The sequence below is a fragment of the Polynucleobacter corsicus genome (assembly GCF_018688255.1).
GTDB classification, from domain to species: Bacteria; Pseudomonadota; Gammaproteobacteria; order Burkholderiales; family Burkholderiaceae; genus Polynucleobacter; species Polynucleobacter corsicus.
On sequence record NZ_CP061314.1, the window covers coordinates 866,416 to 886,101 of the forward strand.

23 protein-coding genes and 3 tRNA genes are annotated in these 19,686 nt (G+C 42.6%); 22 read left to right on the top strand and 4 right to left on the bottom strand.

Features of this window, described 5'->3' with window-relative positions:
• The first annotated feature begins 29 nt into the window (after positions 1-29).
• The 4 genes from ppk2 to C2747_RS04505 are packed head-to-tail and all read left to right on the top strand — an operon-like array spanning position 30 to position 2,925.
• On the top strand, positions 30-935 hold the full coding sequence (ppk2, locus tag C2747_RS04490) for a polyphosphate kinase 2 (RefSeq protein WP_215332763.1): 906 nt from the start codon (positions 30-32) through the stop codon (positions 933-935).
• Between the two features lie 60 nt (positions 936-995).
• Complete coding sequence (locus C2747_RS04495; protein ID WP_215332765.1) at positions 996-1,823, top strand: CYTH domain-containing protein; 828 nt, start codon at positions 996-998, stop codon at positions 1,821-1,823.
• Complete coding sequence (locus tag C2747_RS04500) at positions 1,820-2,401, top strand: chromate transporter (protein WP_215332767.1); 582 nt, start codon at positions 1,820-1,822, stop codon at positions 2,399-2,401. The genes C2747_RS04495 and C2747_RS04500 overlap by 4 nt, the downstream gene beginning before the upstream one ends.
• The gene (locus C2747_RS04505; protein ID WP_215332769.1) at positions 2,398-2,925 is read left to right on the top strand and encodes a chromate transporter; all 528 of its coding nucleotides are present in this window, start codon (positions 2,398-2,400) and stop codon (positions 2,923-2,925) included. The genes C2747_RS04500 and C2747_RS04505 overlap by 4 nt, the downstream gene beginning before the upstream one ends.
• Before the next feature lie 7 nt (positions 2,926-2,932).
• On the opposite strand, the gene C2747_RS04510 is transcribed toward C2747_RS04505, so the two are convergent.
• Positions 2,933-5,038 carry a TonB-dependent receptor gene (locus C2747_RS04510; RefSeq protein WP_215332771.1) on the bottom strand — a complete coding sequence of 702 codons (2,106 nt, stop codon included), beginning with the start codon at positions 5,036-5,038 and terminating at the stop codon, positions 2,933-2,935.
• Between C2747_RS04510 and C2747_RS04515 the strand changes: the two genes are divergently transcribed.
• The 4 genes from C2747_RS04515 to C2747_RS04525 all read left to right on the top strand — a co-directional run bounded on the left by C2747_RS04515 (position 5,030) and on the right by C2747_RS04525 (position 5,744).
• Positions 5,030-5,245 (top strand): hypothetical protein, encoded by a 216-nt coding sequence (locus tag C2747_RS04515; RefSeq protein ID WP_215332773.1) that lies wholly within the window; start codon positions 5,030-5,032, stop codon positions 5,243-5,245. The genes C2747_RS04510 and C2747_RS04515 overlap by 9 nt on opposite strands.
• 48 nt (positions 5,246-5,293) lie before the next feature.
• A complete protein-coding gene (locus tag C2747_RS10595; RefSeq protein WP_285896676.1) occupies positions 5,294-5,416 on the top strand; it encodes a hypothetical protein in 123 nt (40 codons plus the stop codon).
• Between the two features lie 138 nt (positions 5,417-5,554).
• Positions 5,555-5,631 (top strand) — tRNA-Pro (locus C2747_RS04520).
• Between the two features lie 36 nt (positions 5,632-5,667).
• A tRNA-Arg gene (locus C2747_RS04525) sits at positions 5,668-5,744 on the top strand.
• 143 nt (positions 5,745-5,887) lie between these two features.
• On the opposite strand, the gene C2747_RS04530 is transcribed toward C2747_RS04525, so the two are convergent.
• Entirely contained in the window at positions 5,888-6,160 is a 273-nt protein-coding gene (locus tag C2747_RS04530) for a hypothetical protein (RefSeq protein ID WP_215332775.1), read from the bottom strand.
• 55 nt (positions 6,161-6,215) lie between these two features.
• Here C2747_RS04530 and C2747_RS04535 point away from each other — a divergent pair, with 55 nt between their 5' ends.
• A complete protein-coding gene (locus tag C2747_RS04535) occupies positions 6,216-6,614 on the top strand; it encodes a DUF1810 domain-containing protein (protein ID WP_215332777.1) in 399 nt (132 codons plus the stop codon).
• Positions 6,615-6,826: 212 nt separating this feature from the next.
• Here C2747_RS04535 and C2747_RS04540 read toward each other — a convergent pair whose 3' ends face one another.
• Complete coding sequence (locus C2747_RS04540; protein WP_215332779.1) at positions 6,827-7,054, bottom strand: helix-turn-helix domain-containing protein; 228 nt, start codon at positions 7,052-7,054, stop codon at positions 6,827-6,829.
• A gap of 104 nt (positions 7,055-7,158) precedes the next feature.
• Here C2747_RS04540 and C2747_RS04545 point away from each other — a divergent pair, with 104 nt between their 5' ends.
• The 6 genes from C2747_RS04545 (at position 7,159) to C2747_RS04565 (ending at position 12,723) form a co-directional block, all read left to right on the top strand.
• Entirely contained in the window at positions 7,159-7,689 is a 531-nt protein-coding gene (locus tag C2747_RS04545; RefSeq protein WP_215332781.1) for a hypothetical protein, read from the top strand.
• Position 7,690: 1 nt separating this feature from the next.
• Entirely contained in the window at positions 7,691-8,155 is a 465-nt protein-coding gene (locus tag C2747_RS04550; protein WP_215332783.1) for a hypothetical protein, read from the top strand.
• A gap of 92 nt (positions 8,156-8,247) precedes the next feature.
• Positions 8,248-8,571: a hypothetical protein gene (locus tag C2747_RS04555; protein ID WP_215332785.1), complete on the top strand. Its 324-nt coding sequence runs from the start codon at positions 8,248-8,250 to the stop codon at positions 8,569-8,571.
• A 321-nt stretch (positions 8,572-8,892) separates the two neighbouring features.
• Positions 8,893-10,782 carry a DUF3857 domain-containing transglutaminase family protein gene (locus tag C2747_RS04560; protein ID WP_215332787.1) on the top strand — a complete coding sequence of 630 codons (1,890 nt, stop codon included), beginning with the start codon at positions 8,893-8,895 and terminating at the stop codon, positions 10,780-10,782.
• A gap of 152 nt (positions 10,783-10,934) precedes the next feature.
• Positions 10,935-11,165, top strand: a complete 231-nt coding sequence (locus tag C2747_RS10630) for an HGGxSTG domain-containing protein (RefSeq protein ID WP_349814585.1) — start codon at positions 10,935-10,937, stop codon at positions 11,163-11,165.
• Between the two features lie 76 nt (positions 11,166-11,241).
• Positions 11,242-12,723 (top strand): hypothetical protein, encoded by a 1,482-nt coding sequence (locus tag C2747_RS04565; RefSeq protein WP_215332789.1) that lies wholly within the window; start codon positions 11,242-11,244, stop codon positions 12,721-12,723.
• Positions 12,724-12,905: 182 nt separating this feature from the next.
• Here C2747_RS04565 and C2747_RS04570 read toward each other — a convergent pair whose 3' ends face one another.
• Positions 12,906-13,922: a site-specific integrase gene (locus C2747_RS04570; RefSeq protein ID WP_215332791.1), complete on the bottom strand. Its 1,017-nt coding sequence runs from the start codon at positions 13,920-13,922 to the stop codon at positions 12,906-12,908.
• A gap of 81 nt (positions 13,923-14,003) precedes the next feature.
• Between C2747_RS04570 and C2747_RS04575 the strand changes: the two genes are divergently transcribed.
• The 7 genes from C2747_RS04575 to C2747_RS04605 all read left to right on the top strand — a co-directional run bounded on the left by C2747_RS04575 (position 14,004) and on the right by C2747_RS04605 (position 19,683).
• Positions 14,004-14,080 (top strand) — tRNA-Arg (locus tag C2747_RS04575).
• Positions 14,081-14,166: 86 nt separating this feature from the next.
• The gene (locus tag C2747_RS04580) at positions 14,167-14,499 is read left to right on the top strand and encodes a nucleotidyltransferase family protein (protein WP_251374825.1); all 333 of its coding nucleotides are present in this window, start codon (positions 14,167-14,169) and stop codon (positions 14,497-14,499) included.
• Positions 14,496-14,876, top strand: coding sequence for a HEPN domain-containing protein (locus C2747_RS04585; RefSeq protein ID WP_215332793.1), 381 nt, complete (start codon positions 14,496-14,498; stop codon positions 14,874-14,876). Before C2747_RS04580 ends, C2747_RS04585 begins: the two co-directional genes overlap by 4 nt.
• A 183-nt stretch (positions 14,877-15,059) precedes the next feature.
• On the top strand, positions 15,060-15,716 hold the full coding sequence (locus tag C2747_RS04590; RefSeq protein ID WP_215332795.1) for a peroxiredoxin: 657 nt from the start codon (positions 15,060-15,062) through the stop codon (positions 15,714-15,716).
• Between the two features lie 290 nt (positions 15,717-16,006).
• Positions 16,007-17,032, top strand: coding sequence for a fumarylacetoacetate hydrolase family protein (locus tag C2747_RS04595; RefSeq protein WP_215332797.1), 1,026 nt, complete (start codon positions 16,007-16,009; stop codon positions 17,030-17,032).
• A 358-nt stretch (positions 17,033-17,390) separates the two neighbouring features.
• Positions 17,391-19,058, top strand: coding sequence for a cbb3-type cytochrome c oxidase subunit I (locus C2747_RS04600; RefSeq protein ID WP_215332799.1), 1,668 nt, complete (start codon positions 17,391-17,393; stop codon positions 19,056-19,058).
• Entirely contained in the window at positions 19,051-19,683 is a 633-nt protein-coding gene (locus tag C2747_RS04605; protein ID WP_215332801.1) for a cbb3-type cytochrome c oxidase subunit II, read from the top strand. Before C2747_RS04600 ends, C2747_RS04605 begins: the two co-directional genes overlap by 8 nt.
• The last annotated feature ends 3 nt before the right edge of the window (positions 19,684-19,686 follow it).

The window sequence follows — 19,686 nt, forward strand, 5'->3', positions numbered from 1 at the left end:
ACAAAGAGTTATCAGTACCGGAAAGAGATATGACGTCAAAGCATAAAGAAATAGATGAGTGGTACAAGCGCGCTCGGGAAGACATTCTCGATAGCATGGATGAGGAGCTCGAAATGGAGCTCGATGATGATCGCTTATCACCTGATGGCGGAAGTGCCTCTGTAATACCTCGAAATGTCTACTTTAAGGAGTTGTTTCGCCTTCAAGGTGAATTGGTCAAGCTACAAGATTGGGTAGTTGAAAACAAACTCAAGGTGGCTGTTCTATTTGAAGGTCGCGATTCTGCGGGTAAGGGTGGCGCGATCAAGCGAATTACCCAACGTCTTAATCCCCGCGTTTGTAAAGTCGTTGCATTGACTGCACCAAGCGAGCGTGAAAAAACCCAGTGGTACTTTCAGCGCTATGTTGCAAACTTGCCTGCTGGTGGCGAGATCGTGTTGTTTGATCGCAGTTGGTATAACCGTGCTGGCGTTGAAAAGGTCATGGGATTTTGCAATGATGCCGAGTACGAAGAGTTTTTGCGCACGGTCCCTGAGTTTGAGCGCATGATTATTCGCTCCGGAATTATTCTGATTAAATACTGGTTCTCTATTTCAGATGACGAGCAATATAGCCGTTTCATGGTACGTATTCATGATCCACTCAAGCAATGGAAACTGAGTCCAATGGACTTGGATGCTCGCCGTCATTGGGAGGCCTATACCAAGGCAAAAGAGACCATGCTTGAGCGCACTAATATCCCTGAGGCACCTTGGTGGGTTGTGGCTGCAAACGATAAGAAAAAAGCCCGTCTCAATTGTATTTCGCATTTGCTGACTCAAATTCCTTATAGTGAAATTGCCCACCCTGAGATTACTCTGCCTGAGCGTGTTCATAACCCTGACTATCTTCGTGGGCCTGTACCAAAAGATATGTACGTTCCTGAGATCTATTGATTTTTTAAATATCTGTCTCGGGGGGTGTTAACCTCTTGTAATTCACTAGGGGGTCGGTACTTGAAAGCTAAGCACAGCATTACCAATAGAGAATTCAAGCTTCTGATTAAACCTCAGGGCTTAGATCGGCGCAGCCGAATTACCGCCTTAAGCGAACAAATTCTAGGTTTTTGTAAAAAGAATAAGGTGGAATTTTTTCACCTTGATAACGCGACTACTGGTTTACGTAATATTTATTTTTACGATACGCCAGGCGAAGATTTCAGACGCAACAACATCATTCTACGTGTCCGAGAATCCCGTCAAAACATCTGGGTGGATGACTGGTGCGAGGTTACCCTAAAGTGCCGTACTGATGATTTAGCTAAATCCCATCAATTTGATCCCTCGCCTAAAAAATCAATTAAGTCCCGATTACGACTAAAAGAAGAAATTCTACGAGGTGATGCGATTGGAACAGCTAGAAGTATTTATTCTAATAATGCCATTTTAGATGCGGTGCCCATCGACAGCTTATTTGAAAAGTCACTAGCTAGCGTTGCCAAGTTCTTTCCCAGCTTGATTACTTTGCCAATTGATAAAAAATCACCCATCCGAATTGTGGGTGGCCGTACCAATAAGATTCTTGAGGCATGTCTTCCGATTGGCAATCTAGTCTTTGGTGATGGCGTACAGGCCCATTGTGAGATTGCCATCTGGATGAAGAGCGTAGGCGATCCCATTGTTGGAGAGTTGGCCTTTTCTTATCGAGTCAACGATGCTAATCGGGGTCAAGATAAAGCCCATAAGCGCGCTGATAAGTTCTTCAAGAAGCTCCAAGTCGAACTAGAAAGTTGGTTAGAAATTGGCAGTACCAAAACAGCTTTGGTATACGGAAAGCCTGAGTGAGTTCTCAGATTCAAAATAATGCGCAGCTGACCCAGCTATCGAATACTCCTAGCTTACGCGATCTATTTACTCAGTTTTTCATTATTGGCGCCGTTAGCTTTGGCGGGGGCATCATTGCTTACGAACGCATTCTCTTGGTAGAAAAGCGCAAATGGCTCAGTGCTGATGAATTTATGGCGTACTTAGCCATTAGTCAGACGATGCCGGGCTTAAACTCCGTGAACTTAGCAGTGCTTGCTGGAGATCATCTACGTGGTTGGCAGGGCGCCGTCATTGCTACCTTGGGCTTAATATTTCCGGGCTCATTGCTTGTACTTGGGTTTGGCATGATTTACGCTAGCGCTGCAGATCATCCTTCGATTAATCCCATCCTAACTGGAATTGCAGCGGCTGCCACTGGCTTACTAGCTGCAGTTACTTACAAAATTGGTGATACCCACTGGCGTCATGTGAAGTCCTTGGCCGTTATTATTTGCACATTTATACTGATGAGCATCTTCAAACTTGCGCTGCCATATGTGATCTTGATTATGGCGCCGATATCGATCTATCTGTATCGACCAGGTCAAACCCAATGAGCCTATTAATTCACTTGTCCTGGACCTTTGCCTTGCTTTCTGTTCTGGCGGTTGGTGGCGGTACTGCCGTGCTGCCAGAGATGCAAACCATACTTGCACATCAGTTTGGTATTGACCATACCCAATTTGTTCATATCTATAGTATTGGCCAGTTAGCGCCTGGCCCCAATATGTTGATGGTATTAGTCATTGGCTATCAAATTGCTGGGCTCATCGGTGTAGGCGTCGTCTTACTATCCTTCTTTTTGCCTTCAAGCCTGATGTGCTTTTACATGGGGAGGATCTGGAATCGTTTTGGAGAAAGTCCTTGGCGACGATCCATTCAAAATGCGCTTGAGCCCATTTCCATTGGGCTGATGTCATCGGGTGTTTATGCCGTTGCCAAGGCATCCGTAGTCAGTGGTATTACCTTGGCGCTTGCCCTGGTCACTCTGTACCTCATCCTCAGAACCAAGATTAATCCGGTATTGGTTATTTTGGGCTCTGGAGGACTTGGCGCCTTGCTGATGTTCTTTCTAAACTAGTCAAACTTTAGAAAGTCCCTCTCAGACCTACCATCAGACTTCTACCTGGTTGTGGAGCATATAGTCTTACTGCCATTGGTGTAGTTGCATACCGAATTTGCTCATTGAGCAAGTTCTTCAGATTCATATACACAGTCCAATTCACATCCTTTACTTTTTCTGTGTAAGAGATACCAGCATTTAATAAGTTATAACTTGGGGCAGGACCTTGCTCCCAGCTCGCCAAGCGATTTTGCTGGTAGCTGTAAATATAAGTTGCATTCGTAAGCCAGCCATCTTTTTGGTGCGCTAACTCTGCACCCAAGCGAGGAGCTGGCTGCAGAGGTAGGTTACCTCCCGCATCAAAAGTGCCATGTGAAGCATCACCAAACACTCGACTGCCTAAGCCGGTTTGATTCCAGTTATAGGTAAGTTCACCCTCAATACCTTTAATAGTCGCTGCTGCTTGCTGCGCAGTCACTACGTTAAAGCCATTCCCTTGTTGCCCGCCATTATTAATAACGCTGCCAGTGTAGTAGCCATAAATATAGTTATTGAATCGATTGGCATAGACACTTGCCTTGCTCCTGAGCAATCCATTGGTCTTCTGAATATTGAACTCTAAGTTATGTGAGGTCTCTTTGGTGAGGTTAGGGTTACCAATATCAAAGGTAGCAGTGGATTCATGTGCGCCATAAGAATACAGTTCTTGAGCGCTTGGTGCTCTTTGTGACACCGTATATGCCACTCCAGTTCCATACCCTTGCATGAAATTCCATAAGCTACCCGCAGAGTAGGACATGAGATTAAATTTGCGATTCTGCAGAGTAATGTTGGGAGTAGTTCCGGTTGGATCAACCGTAGGCTGGGTCTCTAAAGTCGTACCTAAATTGGGATTCTGGGCAACATTGTTATAGCGTAGCCCCAGACTTCCTTGTAAAGAATTCCACTTGCCTTCCTCAATCCAAAATAAGGCATTGGAATTGGTTTTAGTGGGAGGAACAATGGCATAGCTACCTGTGCCTACTTCCGTAGCATTAAGAGAGGCAGCAGAGACTTGAGCGCCAAAAGTACCTTTCCATCCGGCTACAGGGTTGTGAGCCAATTCAAGACGCGCCTCATTAGCAATATTCTTCCAGACTGAGGCAGCTGTACCCACGTTATTAAATTCAGTATGGTTGTAATTCGAATTAGCCGCACTCAATTTCAAAGATGAAAACCCCGTAAATGGATCTCGAGTTTGATGCTGGACGTCATATCGATTTTGCGATTGCTGAATTGATCCACCTTCAGGTGTCGGAATGCCGTAGTTATTATTTAAGCGCTCTACAGAAACTCCGGTGTAACCAGATTCCCTGATATGAGAGATTCCCAACCCTAAATTATTTTGATAACTAAAAGAATTGGGCAACTTGCCAGAATAGTTATTACCACTGTTTCCATTTGGTGGAACAGTCCAGCCTCCTGCGGGCTCACCTTGTGACTGGGTGGAGTTCCCTGGTATGCGATAGTTATTAGCATTATTAATGGCAGTATCCACATGCACTGCAACTGAACCAAAGGCGCCATCCACTTCAACTGCCCCAGCTCTCCCATTGTTGACAGTCTCGTAACTTGTATTAATTGCGCCGGTTGGCCTATCAGGCAGGTTAGTAAGGATTCGATCGTTGAGCACATTCACGAGTCCACCGCTAGAGCCCGAGCCATAGAGTAGAGCGGCTGCACCACGAAGAATCTCTACTTGATGCGCATTTTGCATATTGTTTCCTACTGCATGATCTTGTGAGATGTTAGAAACATCGCCAACGGATAGACCATTTTGTAAAATTTGCACACGCGCACCCTCAAGACCACGAATAACTGGTCGCGATGAGCCTGCTCCATATCCTGTGGCAGATACGCCAAGTTCATTGGCTAGTGTGGCACCTAGAGTTGTACCTAATTTATTAAGTAGCTCATCGCCCTGCAAAACCTTAGTTGGTGTCAGAATGCTTTGAGTAGCCTCTTGCGATCCTGTTGCAGTGATTTCTAAGCTTGGGTCATTTGATTGAGCGACAGTCAGTGAGCTCAATAATCCAGAGATAAGAACAAAAATGAGCTTTTGCTTGTCTAAGCAATGATGGGGGTGCCGCATAGTAAAGCCTTCATTCTGAAAAATGCACCTCACAAGGTTGATGCATCCAATAAATCGGTAGGCCAAGCATTCGCTTGGCATGATGATGAATTACAGAATGAAGCTAGGCGGAGCTCTAGATTGATACAGCCCGATTTGAGCTCGGGCTGGAGAAGAATCATTGGATACCAATTGCACTTCATGAAAGAGGTTGGCACCAAGGAATAAGTTTGGAGTTGAGGCAACAAAACTTGCAAGTGTTAGTGCATCAAGTAAATGGCAGCTGGCAAAGCTATGGCCAAGGGCAGGGGCTTGATCAGTGCAACTCAGTTCAATATTTTGGTGCTGGATGCCGGAGTGAGCAATGCCATGGGCAAAGCCAATCCAGTGGGTGCCTAGTAAGCTAAAAAGCAGAAAACTGAGGGCAAGGAAGCTCCTGAGTTGTTTTCTGAATTTGCTTAAAAATAAGGCTTCCATGACCCGAATCTTACAGTATTTGCCCCTGTAGGCCATCTCAGTGTAGAATGTCGGTTCCGTCGGAGTGTAGCGCAGCCTGGTAGCGCACCTGCTTTGGGAGCAGGGGGTCCAAGGTTCGAATCCTTGTACTCCGACCACTTTCCCTTATTGTTCTAGATAGACCCAGCATATAACTGCCCATAGCTCAGCTGGATAGAGCAACGCCCTTCTAAGGCGTAGGTCGCACGTTCGAATCGTGCTGGGCAGGCCAAAAAAGTTCTGTTGACCCCAGTATTTCAATACTTAGCGGGCGATTTCTTAATATGTCGTCCTCGGCGCTAAATTCATTTATACAGCACTTTGTAATTAACAGGGGACCAAACGGGGACCAATTTAGTAAATTAGCAACAGTTTCTACTCTTCGAACCGCTCTCGAGTCAAAGGTAGGTTCTTTAACTTGTCTTCTGGCGCTGTTGTAGCTGTTCTTCTATGGCGCTCTTCATCCTCTATGGATGCCTCAAAGTCTCGGCTGCGTTGTAACTCCAACTCTTTAGTTTCAGCTAGCTTTGATGCAGGAATAACCGTTCCGTCCTTTATAAGCTGCTCCAGTTGAAATTGCTTGAACGTCTGGGTCTTTATCTTCCCATCGAATTTTGCATCACTGTTATCTGAGCTATCGAAATCCATACTGTATTACACCTCAATTTTCTTATCAGGCAGCTAATTTTTGTATGATTGAGTAATGATTAAAGATAAAGCTAGATTAGAAAATTCTCTAGAGCGCTTTATTGTTGCTCAGGACCAATGCTATGGTCAGGTCCTTGAAGAGTTGATGGAAGAGCAGAAGAAAACTCACTGGATGTGGTTTATCTTTCCACAGGCAGTAGGGCTAGGGCATAGCGAGCATTCCAAATACTATGCAATTAAAGATGTTGAGGAGGCTAAAGCCTATTTAGCTCATCCTACACTCGGAGTGCGATATGAAGAGTGTATGCAAGTTTTGGCTGGCTGTAAAAGTAGCGCCGCCCATATTTTTGGAGAAGTTGATGCTATGAAATTAAAGTCATCTTTAACTTTGTTTCTCAAAGCTCAGCCAGAATCACCGCTATTAATAAAAGTCTTTAATAAATATTTTGAATAGGTCGGAGCTTTACCTTCTGAACTAGTTCCATGTGGGGCTGCCTATATTTATTCTCTCAACCAGACCCCACCGTACCCCTTCCCTCTAAATAGGCCCCTGTATTATGGGTACACCTATGCATAGTATTTTGCTCATTGAATGAGCTAATTTATAGGGAAACTCCCCTTTAGGTGTTTGAATCGCAAAGTAGGGGTACATATTTTTTTGAGATGCTATTTTTGAAGCTCTTTCTCTACTGCCTGTAAAAATTTAGACATACTTATATCTAATACAAGGCATAGCTTCTGTATAGTCTGCAATGAGGGCTGTTTTTGACCCAGCTCTAAGGAGCTAATAAAAGTCCTCCGTAAGCCGGCATCTAACCCGAGCTCTTCTTGAGTCAAATCCTTCTTAATTCGATATTTCCTGAGGGTTTTCCCAAAGGCAGCCGAAACATCCATTTTTTCCCCGTCTAAACGAGGATTGTTGAATTTTGACTGTGTAATGTCTTCCCACTATAGTAGGAATTATTTTTTATCGTGCAATTATTAGGCTTAAAGACCCAATGACAAAATTTATGCACCAAGCCTTATTTGATGTATGTGCCATCAAGGTCATTCAGGAGAAGCTATCAACAGGCCGTGATTACAAAAATTTACTCGTCATTCATTATTTAGTAGAAAGCTATGGAAACGACTATTCAGATTCAAGCTTATTTAGAGGTCAATTTGAGGAGGTATCCGAGAGAGTACTTACTAAATATAAAACTCGTGGGGCGCTTCTTCTAGTCGCACTTGGTCGTGCTGAAGATAAAAGAATGAAATTGGACGATGAAATGCGTCCTAAGGACGGTATTAAAGGCATTTTTAATGGAGCCTGGTTGCAACGCTCTCATCCAAAGCCATTTGAACGAGCTGATATATCTGTCAACAATATTTCACATCTAATCGAAATATCCTTGCCACAAAATCAAGACGAGTCAAATTTAGTAGTTATCCCATGCTCAAAATGTCAGCAAAAACTGAGGGTTCCTTCTGGACGAAGTTTAGAAATAACCTGCCCTAAGTGTAAAAATTCATGGATTGCAGCAACATAGAATGTTCGGATTCTTTAAACCCAAAATATCTGCCACTAAAATAGCTGAAGAGTGTGTTCAGGCATTTGCTCTCGTGATACGTTCATTTGAGGATAAGTCATACATAGATAGGTGGTTAAATTTATCCTCTGCAACAGAAGTTAAAGAGCTGGTCGGAGATTCCAGAACTACCGAAATTATTCATAAGCAATTTAATTCCGATGAATTTCTCTCAAGGTACAAAAAACTTACTGAGTTCGAATTGGAATTGGTGCGAATGGGTATCTATAGGGCAGCCATCTCTATGCCTGAATTTATTTGCCGGCGTATTGAGATATGGGACAACCAGAGGTGGGTTAGAGACAATAAGCCGCCTGGAACACGGGTAAGCTGGAAGTTTCCAGAGTTCTTAGAATATAAGCAAGAATTCTTTAGCGTAAAGATGCTCTTCATGGGCCATTTTCCAGCAGAGCCTGAAAGCTTATGAGGAGCTTAATCTCAATCGTGCTATTGGTCATTTGCTTACCTGTCTATGCTCAGCTAGATGGGTATGACTCAATAAAGAGACGATTAGATAACATGGAAATTGATATGTTGATTGAGCGTATGGAGCGAGATAGGCAAAGAAGAAATGAATTACCCCCGATTAATTTGCCTCTTCCGACTACTTGTGACCTGTACTATATTAATAATAAGTTTTGGTATTTAGGTGACTATTATAATTACATTAAAAGTAAAAATTGGCAGGGCGTTGGCTTTGGTAAAGACCCCTTAATGATTTATTTTGAGCAAAAATTTTTCGATGACAATGTTAAAAGTAAAAATATCAGTCAAATAATTAGAAGCAGCTCTGCAGAAATTAGAAAATCATGTCCCGGCCTATCTAAAAAGATATTCGATTAAAGGCTCAAATATTGTGACTAACAAGTTTAAATTTGATAAGTGCTCCAATCACTTCTTTTTAGGCTGCGAAAGAAAGCCTGAGATTAAGCATGAAAACAAGGAAATGTGCCTTGTCTGTTATTCCCAAGAAATCTATCAAGACCTAGCTTTTGGAATCAAGTACGGCAAACGTAAGGCGATTTATAAAACTATGAAATCTAAGGCCTTTGGGAAGGATGCTATTTACACTAGTAGTAAGCACCTCTCATCATTTCAACAACTTCAACTTTTGCAGCTAAAAAAGAATGACAATAAGTAAATCTAAATTCTTATGAATCACAATTGACAAATAAAAAAATAATTTTCGACACTCTAGCTATTTTGGTATTAATGGGGGCAGTCGTTTTTGGATTTCAATACGCTGCTCAATCAAGAGCAAATACTCCAGAATATGAAGCATTTGTAGTTGCAGAAAAAGATATTGTTGATATTTATGTTAACGCAGATGGTTCCAGTATTGAGACTGCCGAATTACAAACTTTAATCCGTTCGTCATTAGTTATAGATAGGGAATCACAGGCTAAATTTCCATATTTAAATAAGTTCCAAACAGTTGAGGTTTTAGAGGCTTATACGATTAATCCTAAGGGGATTCGAGTTCCGGTAGCAAAAAATGCAATCCGTACTGTTGATGATGATAATTCTGATAGTAAGACTCTCTTTTCGGATAAGAAATACAAAGTCATCATCTTTCCAGATGTCAGTAAAGGCTCTCGTACTTATTACAAGGTAGTTACTAAAACACGTACTCCATTATTTCCGGGCCACTTCTTTCAAAATTTTTGGTTTGGTGCTGGTACGCAGTGGGCAAATTCAGAGATTAATTTATCTCATGACCCAAAAATAGCAATTCAAGTGGATGTGAAAGATGTCAAAGGTGGACGTATAGAAGATAGTTCTAATGGGGATATTCGCTATAAGTTTACTTTTCGGCAAGATAGAGTAGTTCTATCTGAACCAAATCAGATAGCAGACTCCGAAGTTTCACCATATGTACATATATCCAGCTTTAAAGACCAGCTAGATATGGCGAGAGCTTATGAAGCACGTGCAGCTGATAAGTACAAGGTAACACCTGCAGTACAAAAACTAGCTAACGAAATAACTAAGGGGATTGCCGAGCCCAAAGACCAAGCTAGAGCTCTATATAACTGGGTGTCCAAGGAAATTCGTTACGTAGCTATCTTCTTGGGCGCTGGTGGTGTAGTGCCTCATTTTGCAGATGAGATTATTAAAAATCGGTATGGGGACTGTAAAGACAAGACCATACTTCTGATTGCCTTATTAAATGCCAAGGGGATTGCCGCAAGTTCTGCAGATATTAATTCTGGAAATGCTTACTCGCTGCCTAAATTAGCAGTACTTAGCCCGTTTAACCACGTCATTGTGTATTTACCCAAATGGGATATGTATCTTGACCCAACTGAAGAGAGTGCTCCTTTTGGAACGCTGCCTTATGGCCTTTTAGATAAGCCAACTGTATTAACTGGCCTAAATAAAATCGGAAGGACGCCTAAGCCTAGTGCTTCAACTAATTCCATAAAAACTAATGTTGACCTCAAAGTGTCCAAAGATGGAGCAATCAAAGGCACTTCTCAAACTGAGTTTTACGGTGCTGAAGATATCAGAGCACGTGATAGATATGAGGGTACAGATAGTAGCTATGGAGACCGTTATTCTAGGGACCAACTGGTCGCAGCACGGCTTAACGGCAGTGGCTCCTATGAGCCATCTTCCGCATCAGATTTAGATAAGCCGTTTAAGCTCAGAACCACATTTACTCTGGACCCAATAGGTAATATTCCCGGACCTGCTGCCATTACAGTGCCGATGGGACTTGCTCCAAGAGAATTCGACCTAATCGCCTATAGTAAGTCGATAGAGAATCCAACGAAACCAGCCGTTTGTAGGTCTAGAACGCTTGAAGATATACAGGCGATTGAATTTCCAACGAATGTAAAAGTTGGTCTTATACCCTCTAATGTTCTTTACGAAGAGGGTGATATTAAATACAACTCAAGCTACTCCAAGAATGGCAATGTAATTGAGGTAAGGCGGCAGGTTGTAATCCAACGTCCATCAATGGTTTGTAGTCCAGCACAAATCAAAAGTTGGAATAAATTCATTAAGGTATTACAAAAGGACTTACGGGCACAGATTTTTTATGAGTAGCTTTTCAATACGGTATGAACGTTTTAAAATTACTATTTGACCCTTCGGAAGCTAAATATGACCTCAAAATCCCGCAGAATTCCAATTCTGACCCGTAAAGAAATCATCCGGCGTGTCGCCTTGTGTAGACCTCCAATTAAGAAGAGAAAGTAGTGCTTTGCGGGGCTAAAACCCGTTCCGGTAATGCCTGCCAGAAACACGCTATGGCTAACGGTTCAGGACGTTGTAGAAACCACGGTGGGGCCAGTTTGAGGGGGTCTAGCCACCCTCAATACAAACACGGAAGGCGTTCCAAAGGGTATATCGAGAAATCAAGGCTAGCCCGAGAACATATCCGGCAATTAATCATTTTGGGTTCGGTATACGGCATCTTTAATGAGTAGCAGAATACGGCGAGGCCGCTCAAAAGATGACCATGTAGAATAAATTTTCACTACCCCATGAAACTTTTCTATCTGTATGAAGAAAACTATCTTTATTAAAAAAGTACTCCTTCCCAAGAAGAGTCTGTTTCAAGATTTGATAGTGCAATTACTGCCACAGATAAATGCTCTAACAGGCCGTAAAAATACCCCTTCAGCTTCAACTAAACAGAAAAGGATATTCGCTGCCAAGCTTGTTATTGAGGGCCTCTATCGTTGTTTTTGCAGTCATTCGTATGGCATCTCTTTAGCTGTGCCGCATCATTCAAATGCCTATAAATCAGGTGATGAAAATAAGATTAATCAGGTTGGATATAGGGTAATTCTCTCAGTTATTGATGCTATGGATGCGTTGGGTTGGGTCGACAGGGTAATGGGCTATAGAACAAGCGAGGACGCTGGAGAAACTACTGAGCTAAGACCCTCAGGAGCTTTGCTTGAAGAATTCAAAAAGGTTGGCATAGCGTGGCAAGAAATGGATTTGATATCCGATGTGATAGTTCGAAGAAATTATGATGAGGAAACCAAAAAAAAGTACAAACAAAATATACCTAAAAGTGATGTTGTAAGAAGTATGGGGGCCAACCTTAGGAAGATTAATAAATTTTTGTCAAAACAATGTATTTGTTTGATGATTGCTAATGAGAATTTTCAGAGGCTTGATGGCGAAATGACTTTCGGTCAAAGAAAAACACTTTATGACTTCAAATACGAAGGTAAATTTCCTCGTTATTTAGACTTAACGATGGTTCAACTAAGGCGTATCTTTTCTAGAAATAGTATGAAGCTAGGGGGAAGGTTCTACGGAGGTTGGTGGCAGTTTATTCCCAAGAAGTATCGAGTCCATATTACTATTAATTTCATGCCAACAAGGGAGGTAGACTATTCAGGTCTTCATCCTTACATGATGTATCACCTAGACAACTTGCCTCCACCAGAGGGCGATATGTATGACATAGGCATATGGAAGACTGATGCTGAGCGAGCTCGTAAACGCCCAATAGTTAAAGAATTTTTTAATGCTATTGTCAATGATGAGTATGGTGAATATCAACTAGCAAAAGAGGATAAGAAAATTCTTGGCTTGTCTAATAAGCAGCTAAGGGAAAAGCTGGCTCATAAGCATCATTTGATTTCTCATAGATTTAATAGTGGATATGGATTAACCCTTCAGTACGAGGATTCTAAGATTGCTGAACGGGTAATGTTGATTTTATTGAAACAGGGCATAGCTTGCCTACCAATGCATGATAGTTTTATTGTTCAAGCTATCGAAGGTGCCAAAGTCATTGCAGCCATGAATCAATCCTATAAGGAGCGATTTGGCATTGAGATTGACCTAAAATCTACCTTCTTATTTGATAGCGATGAGCAGGGCAAGCGTAAACACTCAATTCAGCTGCCGCTACAGATTGATAAGAACGGTGTTGTTGATAGAGCTGCCCTCTATAAGATGCATTCAGAAAATCTTCATAATCAATTTTGCATTTCTTGGCAAAGAAAGGTGTTGGGAACGTGAAATTCGTCAAACACACATAGACAAGGAGAGAGACATCTATACCACTTACTGTAACCAATTTTATCAAATTATCAAAAAATGTATTTAAAAACAATAACTTACATGGTTACATATTTCTTTAATCTTTACGTTTTTTTAGGGCCATGGCAACTTTCTAGCCAATAAGTAGTTCAAAAAATCTTTTATCCATTGCTAATCTTTCTAAGAATTGCTTCGTGAGAAGGGTGCGTATACCGTTTTAGCATCCCCAATGTTCGATGCCCGCTGATATGGGATAGCTCAATCACATTAAGGCCTAAATCAGATAATCGGCTTAGGGCTTCATGGCGTAAATCGTGGAATCGTAGGTCGTCAAAAGGGTTAGTTCCAATGCCATTCCATTGACCTTTTATATGCTCTTTAAGTCGTCCAAATTGACTTCTTAGAGCGTCCATTCCCATCGGAAATACCTTTTCCTCATCTTTGGTAAAAGTCTCTAAAATCCCGATTGCTTGGCTTGTAAGTGGCACTTGGCGAGGCTCACCATTCTTCGTTTGATGTAGGTATGCTTTGTGATTTGGTAGGTCAATATCTGCCCAAGTAAGCCCCATTAGCTCGCCTCGTCTCATGCCTGTTTGGATGGCAAATTCAATAATGGAACGAAGTAGGGGGAGTGATAGCTGCTCGCAACCGGACAGAAGTAGAGCCTCTAATTCTAAATTGACTCTTTTCGTTCTTCCTTGCGAGGGCGGCATCCGCTTAATGCCTTTAATAGGATTGGCAATCTCCAAATCCCATTCATCATTAAGCATCTGGAAGAGTTTCGAGATGGTATTGAAGTAGTGATTAACTGTTTCGCCAGAGCGACCCTTCTTTAGTAGCTCATCCCGAAGGACTAATACGGCTTTCTTATCTACTTGGGTGACAGTTAAGCCAGTCCAGCGCTTAATGAGGATATTGAGGCGAGAGGTTTCACAACGCACAATCTTTTTGTGGATAGAGTGATTCTTAATGTATGACTGCGCAGCTTCCTCAAAGGAAATCCCATCGCCGCTAGGACTCTTAGTTTCCTCATGAAGACTGAGCGTTAATTGGGCTTGGGTAAATTTAGCCCACCGCTGCGCTTCTAGTCGACTGTCAAAGGTCTTGGATAGGGTGGTTTGACCAACCCGTTTAATGCGTGCTCGATAGGAGCCATTTCGCTTCTGAATAGATGCCATTTGTTACCTCGGGGACCAAAAGGGGACCAATCCGAAGAACAACGATTTTTAAAATCCCGTAAGCTATTGATTTACCTAGTTCTGCCCATAGCTCAGCTGGATAGAGCAACGCCCTTCTAAGGCGTAGGTCGCACGTTCGAATCGTGCTGGGCAGGCCAAAAATCTCAATTCGTAACCCTGTCTACTGTGTATCTGTTGCTCAGATACCTATTTTTTAGCATAATTGGACATTATGAATGCATCCATGATTGATATAGCCACCCAAAATGCAGCTCACGCATTTATGGAAAAAATTGCTCATCAATACGATGTCAGCAAGGTTTTTTTGTTTGGTAGTCGAGCTCGCAATACACATCAAAGCGAAAGTGATGCTGATATTGCCATTCTATTGCGAGGCAAGGTGGGTCGTTTTATGGCAACTAAGTTTGCGATGGATGATCTGGCCTATGATGTTCTACTAGACTCCGGTATTCGGATTCAACCTCTACCTATTTGGCAAGAGGAGTGGGATCACCCAGAAAATTACTCCAATCCCAGTCTTTTAAGGAATATTCAAAATGAAGGTATTGTTCTTTGAAGGCGAAAGAACTTTTTACTAAAGCTCAAACTGCAGCAACTTCAGCTCGAATTTTGTTAAGTGCTGGGGATGTTGATGGTGCTTGCAACCGCGCTTATTATGCGATGTTTGATGCCGCTAGGGCAGCCCTTTTGGCATCTGGTGTCATCGAGTCAACAGTTAATACTAAAACCCATAGTGGTCTTATTTCAAAATTTAGTCTTGAGCTTGTTAAATCTGGTCAAGTTTCCGTAGAGCTTGGCAAGTCCCTAAACAAGGTTGAGGATCTTCGATTGATGGCTGACTATAAAGGTGACTCCATTTTAGAAGAGGATGCCAGTTGGGCGGTTAATCAGGCCGATATATTTGTTGAAGCCTTGTGCGCCAAATTTAGCTAAGGCGTAGGTCGCACGTTCGAATCATGCTGGGCAGGCCAAAGACCCGGCCGGCTGATTTGATCTAGATAAGAAAAACCCAATTAGGTAGCTGTTAGTTAACCAAATCCTGACCAAGTTTCACTCTCTGATGGAACGCTGTAATAGGGCGTAATATTGGGTATCTATTTAAATTAAGAGGCAAACATGTCACTACGTATTAATGATCTCTCACCAAACTTCACTGCTGATTCGACTGCTGGCAAATTAACTTTGCACGATTGGATTGGTAATAGCTACGCTATTTTATTCTCTCATCCAAAGGACTTTACGCCTGTATGCACAACGGAGTTTGGTGCAGTGGCAAAACTGGCCCCTGAGTTTGCAAAGCGTAATACCAAAGTCATGGGTATTTCGGTTGATAGTGTAGAAGACCATCAAAAATGGAAAAAAGACATTGCTTCTTTTGCTGGAGCGCCTGCAGATTTTCCAATTATTGACGATACTTCTTTGGTAGTGGCTAAGCTTTACGACATGCTTCCTGCCGATGCTTATTTGCCAGATGGCCGTACTCCTGCTCATAGCGCAACAGTGAGAACGGTATTTATTATTGGACCAGATAAAAAGTTACGTTTAACAATGTCTTATCCAATGTCTGTGGGTCGTAACTTTGCTGAAATTCTCAGAGCTTTAGATGCTATTCAAATAACAGATGGTCTTCCGTTGGCGACCCCTGCAAACTGGTTGCCTGGGCAAGATGTGATCGTAGGACTGGCCTTAAATGATGAGCAGGCAGCAGCTAACTATGGTGAGCTTGATATAAAGCTGCCTTACCTGCGTTATGCAAAAGCCCCCAAGAAATAAGCCAATTAAATCTTTCCCTATCCAAAACCACCTTCGGGTGGTTTTACTTTGATGGTTACCCGTCAAATTCAACATCTGAACCCTTGTTTATGGTGCATCAAACCTTAATACCTTCATGTCATTGCCTCTGCTATTGTCCTAGCTCACTTTTAAATTTTCTAAGGCGTAGGTCGTACGTTCGAATCGTGCAGAGCATTCACGGGTAATCCCTACGATAACGACGCTAACCCTCATGTTAGATTATTAGAAGTTATAAAACTTTTAATACAAGATATGAATGTGGAGAAACTATGAGCAATCAACGACGTGAATTCCTAAAGGTATCTGCTTTAGCCGGCGGTGCTGCGCTAACCACCCCATTTATTGCAAATCAGGCCGAGGCAGCTGGACCTGGTGCAGGTGCTGTTAGGGTTGCTAATCCTGACATGGCAAAGAATATGACTGTTCTTAATTACAAAGTGGACAATAAATATGTTCTAGGCGTCAAGACAGACAAAGGTATCTTAGATGTTGCTAAGGCAGCAAAGCAGTTCAAGGTTAAGGCGCCAATTAATACTGATGATTTGATTCAGAATGGCGATCAAGGTCTGGGTAAGCTGGTAGGTCTTGCATTGAGTAAGGGTGGTCCAAATTTGTTTTTAGATGAATCTAAAATTGAATATGCACCTGCCGTTACCAATCCCGAGAAAATCATCTGCGTGGGATTGAACTATGCAAAGCATGCTAAAGAAACTAATAATCCGATCCCAACGCTACCAATTCTGTTTAATAAATTCAATAACACACTGAATAGCCATAACGGTGTAGTAAAGGCATCATTAGTCAACGCAGAAAAGTTTGATTACGAAGCAGAATTAGTTATTGTGATGGGTAAGCGCGCATATAACGTTAGCGAGGCCGATGCTTTGTCATATGTATTTGGCTACGCTACAGGACAAGACTTTACAGCGCGTGAATTACAGCAACGCAGTAGCCAGTGGATGATTGGCAAAACCAATGATGGTTTCGCGCCTATAGGCCCCTATATCTTGACAGCAGATTTAGTTGGAAATCCAAATCAACTAAAAATTGAGCAATACGTTAATGGTGAGGTTCGTCAGTCATCTAACACTAACGATATGGTCTTTAATTGTGCACAGATTATTAGCTACACCTCTAAGATCTTTACTTTAGAGCCAGGCGATATCATTTTTACCGGCACCCCAGAAGGAGTGATAACAGGGTATCCAAAGGATAAGCAGGTTTGGCTAAAGCCTGGTGATAAGCTAGAGACTCGCATTGAGAAGCTAGGTAACCTCAAATTTACCGTGGCCTGATTAAGAATCTGAAGCCTTCATCAGAAATAGTGGGGGATTTCATTTAAGCCTCACTTCAAGACTGGTGCAAAATCTGAGTCTACAAAGCCACCTAGCAGCGATCTAACCCGATATAAGATCTACAAGTTAACAGTACAAATACCGTTTAAGCTCACTACTGGTGCCTAGCACTAAGCTAGTACTCAGGTATTCAGTCTTAATATCAAAGCTTAGAGTAAGAATGTAGTGATTTACCCCGCTCAAAATGGGTATGGATAGTTCACACTTGGTATTTATCGACTAAGATTGAACAAATGATGATTTCACTTTATTTGCAAATAACATCTGGATTACTTAACCTTGGATAGCTAACCTCACAATGGACTTTACCGCGGCATTACTGCTAGCCACCTTCCTTGTTTCTCTTTTTGCCCTCTTTCTCTATATCTGGACAATGTCAAAGGGGATGTTTGGGGATAGCATGAATGCAGCACTGTCAATCTTCAACAAGAATGAGCTTGGAACAGTAGAGGACCCAGCGGCAACTGTTTCCCAGTTGCGAGAACTCCAAGAAACGGTTACTGGTAAGACGCAACTAACTGACGACATCCTCAAGGAAGATTTGAGGGCTGTTTCTGAGGCAGACCAATCCAGCTCTCTTGCGGTAGGAATCTGTTTAACTTTAGCAGTTATTTGGCTTGTTTTGGCATCGTTTGCCGGATTAATTTCATCAATTAAATTACATTCGCCTGATTGGTTGACGCAATACAGTTGGATTACTTTTGGACGTATCCGACCCATCCATCTTAATTTAGTGGCGTACGGTTGGTGCTCTCTAGCCGGTATTGGAGTTGCACTTTTTCTCATTCCTCGATTGCTTAAAACTAAACTAATAGGCGCAAATTACGCCATTTTTGGCGGCGCCCTTTGGACAACAGGCGTTTTTCTAGGTGTAGTTTTAATTGCAACGGGATATTCCTCTGGTTTGGAGTGGCTCGAATTTCCTTGGCAAGTTGGTGCTCTGCTCGTTATTGGGGGCGCATTTGTTGGCGTACCTCTCTGGCTGACCTTATTAAATCGCAAGGTAGACCACTTATATGTGTCTGTCTGGTATATAGCTGCAGGTCTTTTATGGTTCCCAACCTTATATTTGATCGCAAATATTCCAGGACTGCACTTTGGAGTTCAGCAAGCCACTATGAATTGGTGGTTTGCCCATAACGTTCTCGGACTCTGGTTTACTCCGATTGGGCTTGCCACTGCCTATTATTTGATTCCTAAAATCTTGGGTAAACCAATTTATTCCTATAACCTATCTCTCTTAGGTTTTTGGAGCCTTGCATTTTTTTATAGCCAGGTTGGCGGCCATCATCTCATTGGCGGTCCAGTACCTACTTGGCTGATTACGATGTCAATCGTGCAAAGCATGATGATGACGATACCCGTCTTTTCAGTAGCAGTGAATTTACATATGACGGTACTCGGGAACTTCAAGGCGCTGATTTATTCACCGACTCTGCGCTTTATTGTATTGGGCACGATGCTCTATACCGTTGCCTCGGTACAGGGAGCAATGGAGGCCTTGCGCTCGGTCAATCAGGTTACTCACTTTACCCACTTTACTGTTGCGCACGCTCACCTAGGACTTTATGGTTTCTTCTCTATGGTGATGTTTGGTGCGATCTATTTCATCATGCCTAGGGTGATGAATTGGGAGTGGCCTTATCCAAGGCTCATTGCATTGCACTTTTGGCTAGTGTTAATTGGATTTTCAATTTATATAATTTGGCTTTCTATTGGCGGTTGGTTGCAAGGCTTGGCTATGTTAGATCCTGATACGCCGTTTATGAAAAGTGTCGCCTTGACTATTCCCTATTTAGAGGCCCGCTCGATTGGCGGGGGGTTGATGACTCTCGGGCATTTGGTATTTGCGTTTCACTTTTTTGCGATGGGGTGGAAGTTTGGACCTAAACGACTCGGGGCTGCTCTAATCGGCACTGCAGTAGCCAATAAGCTTTGGTCTCGCTTAAGGGGCAAACATGCTTAAAAAGAAAAACGGCTGGGAGATGGATGAGCTACGCATTGTGGGGGGAGCCATGGTCATCCTTGCCTTCGCCACCGCATTACTTGTATTAATCCCTTATATGTTGCTTAAGGAAATTAAAGCGCCTGATGGATTAAAGCCCTATACCTCTGAACAATTAGCTGGTCGTCAGGTATATATTGAGAATGGCTGTGTGTACTGCCATTCGCAACAACCGCGTGATCCCTCCTTGGGGCCAGATGGCAAAAGAGGCTGGGGCAGACCTTCTGTAGCTAGTGACTACAAATATGACACGCCACATTTACTAGGCACCATGAGAACAGGCCCTGATTTATTTAATATCGGCGCTCGTCAACCCAGCAAAGATTGGCACTTAGGGCATCTGTATCAACCCAGAGCCTATACCCCCGGATCTATCATGCCGGCGTATCCCTTCTTATTTGAAGTAAGAAATGGCCCAGCGAAAGAGGGTGAAGAGGTAGTAAATCTCCCTCCAGGCCATACCAAAGAGGGGGAGGTAGTTATTGCAAAGCCTCAAGCGCTTGCGTTGGTTCAATATTTGCAATCGTTGAATCACACCTATCCTGTGCTCAACTCCCAAATCAGAGAGACCCGGGATTCTAATTAATTC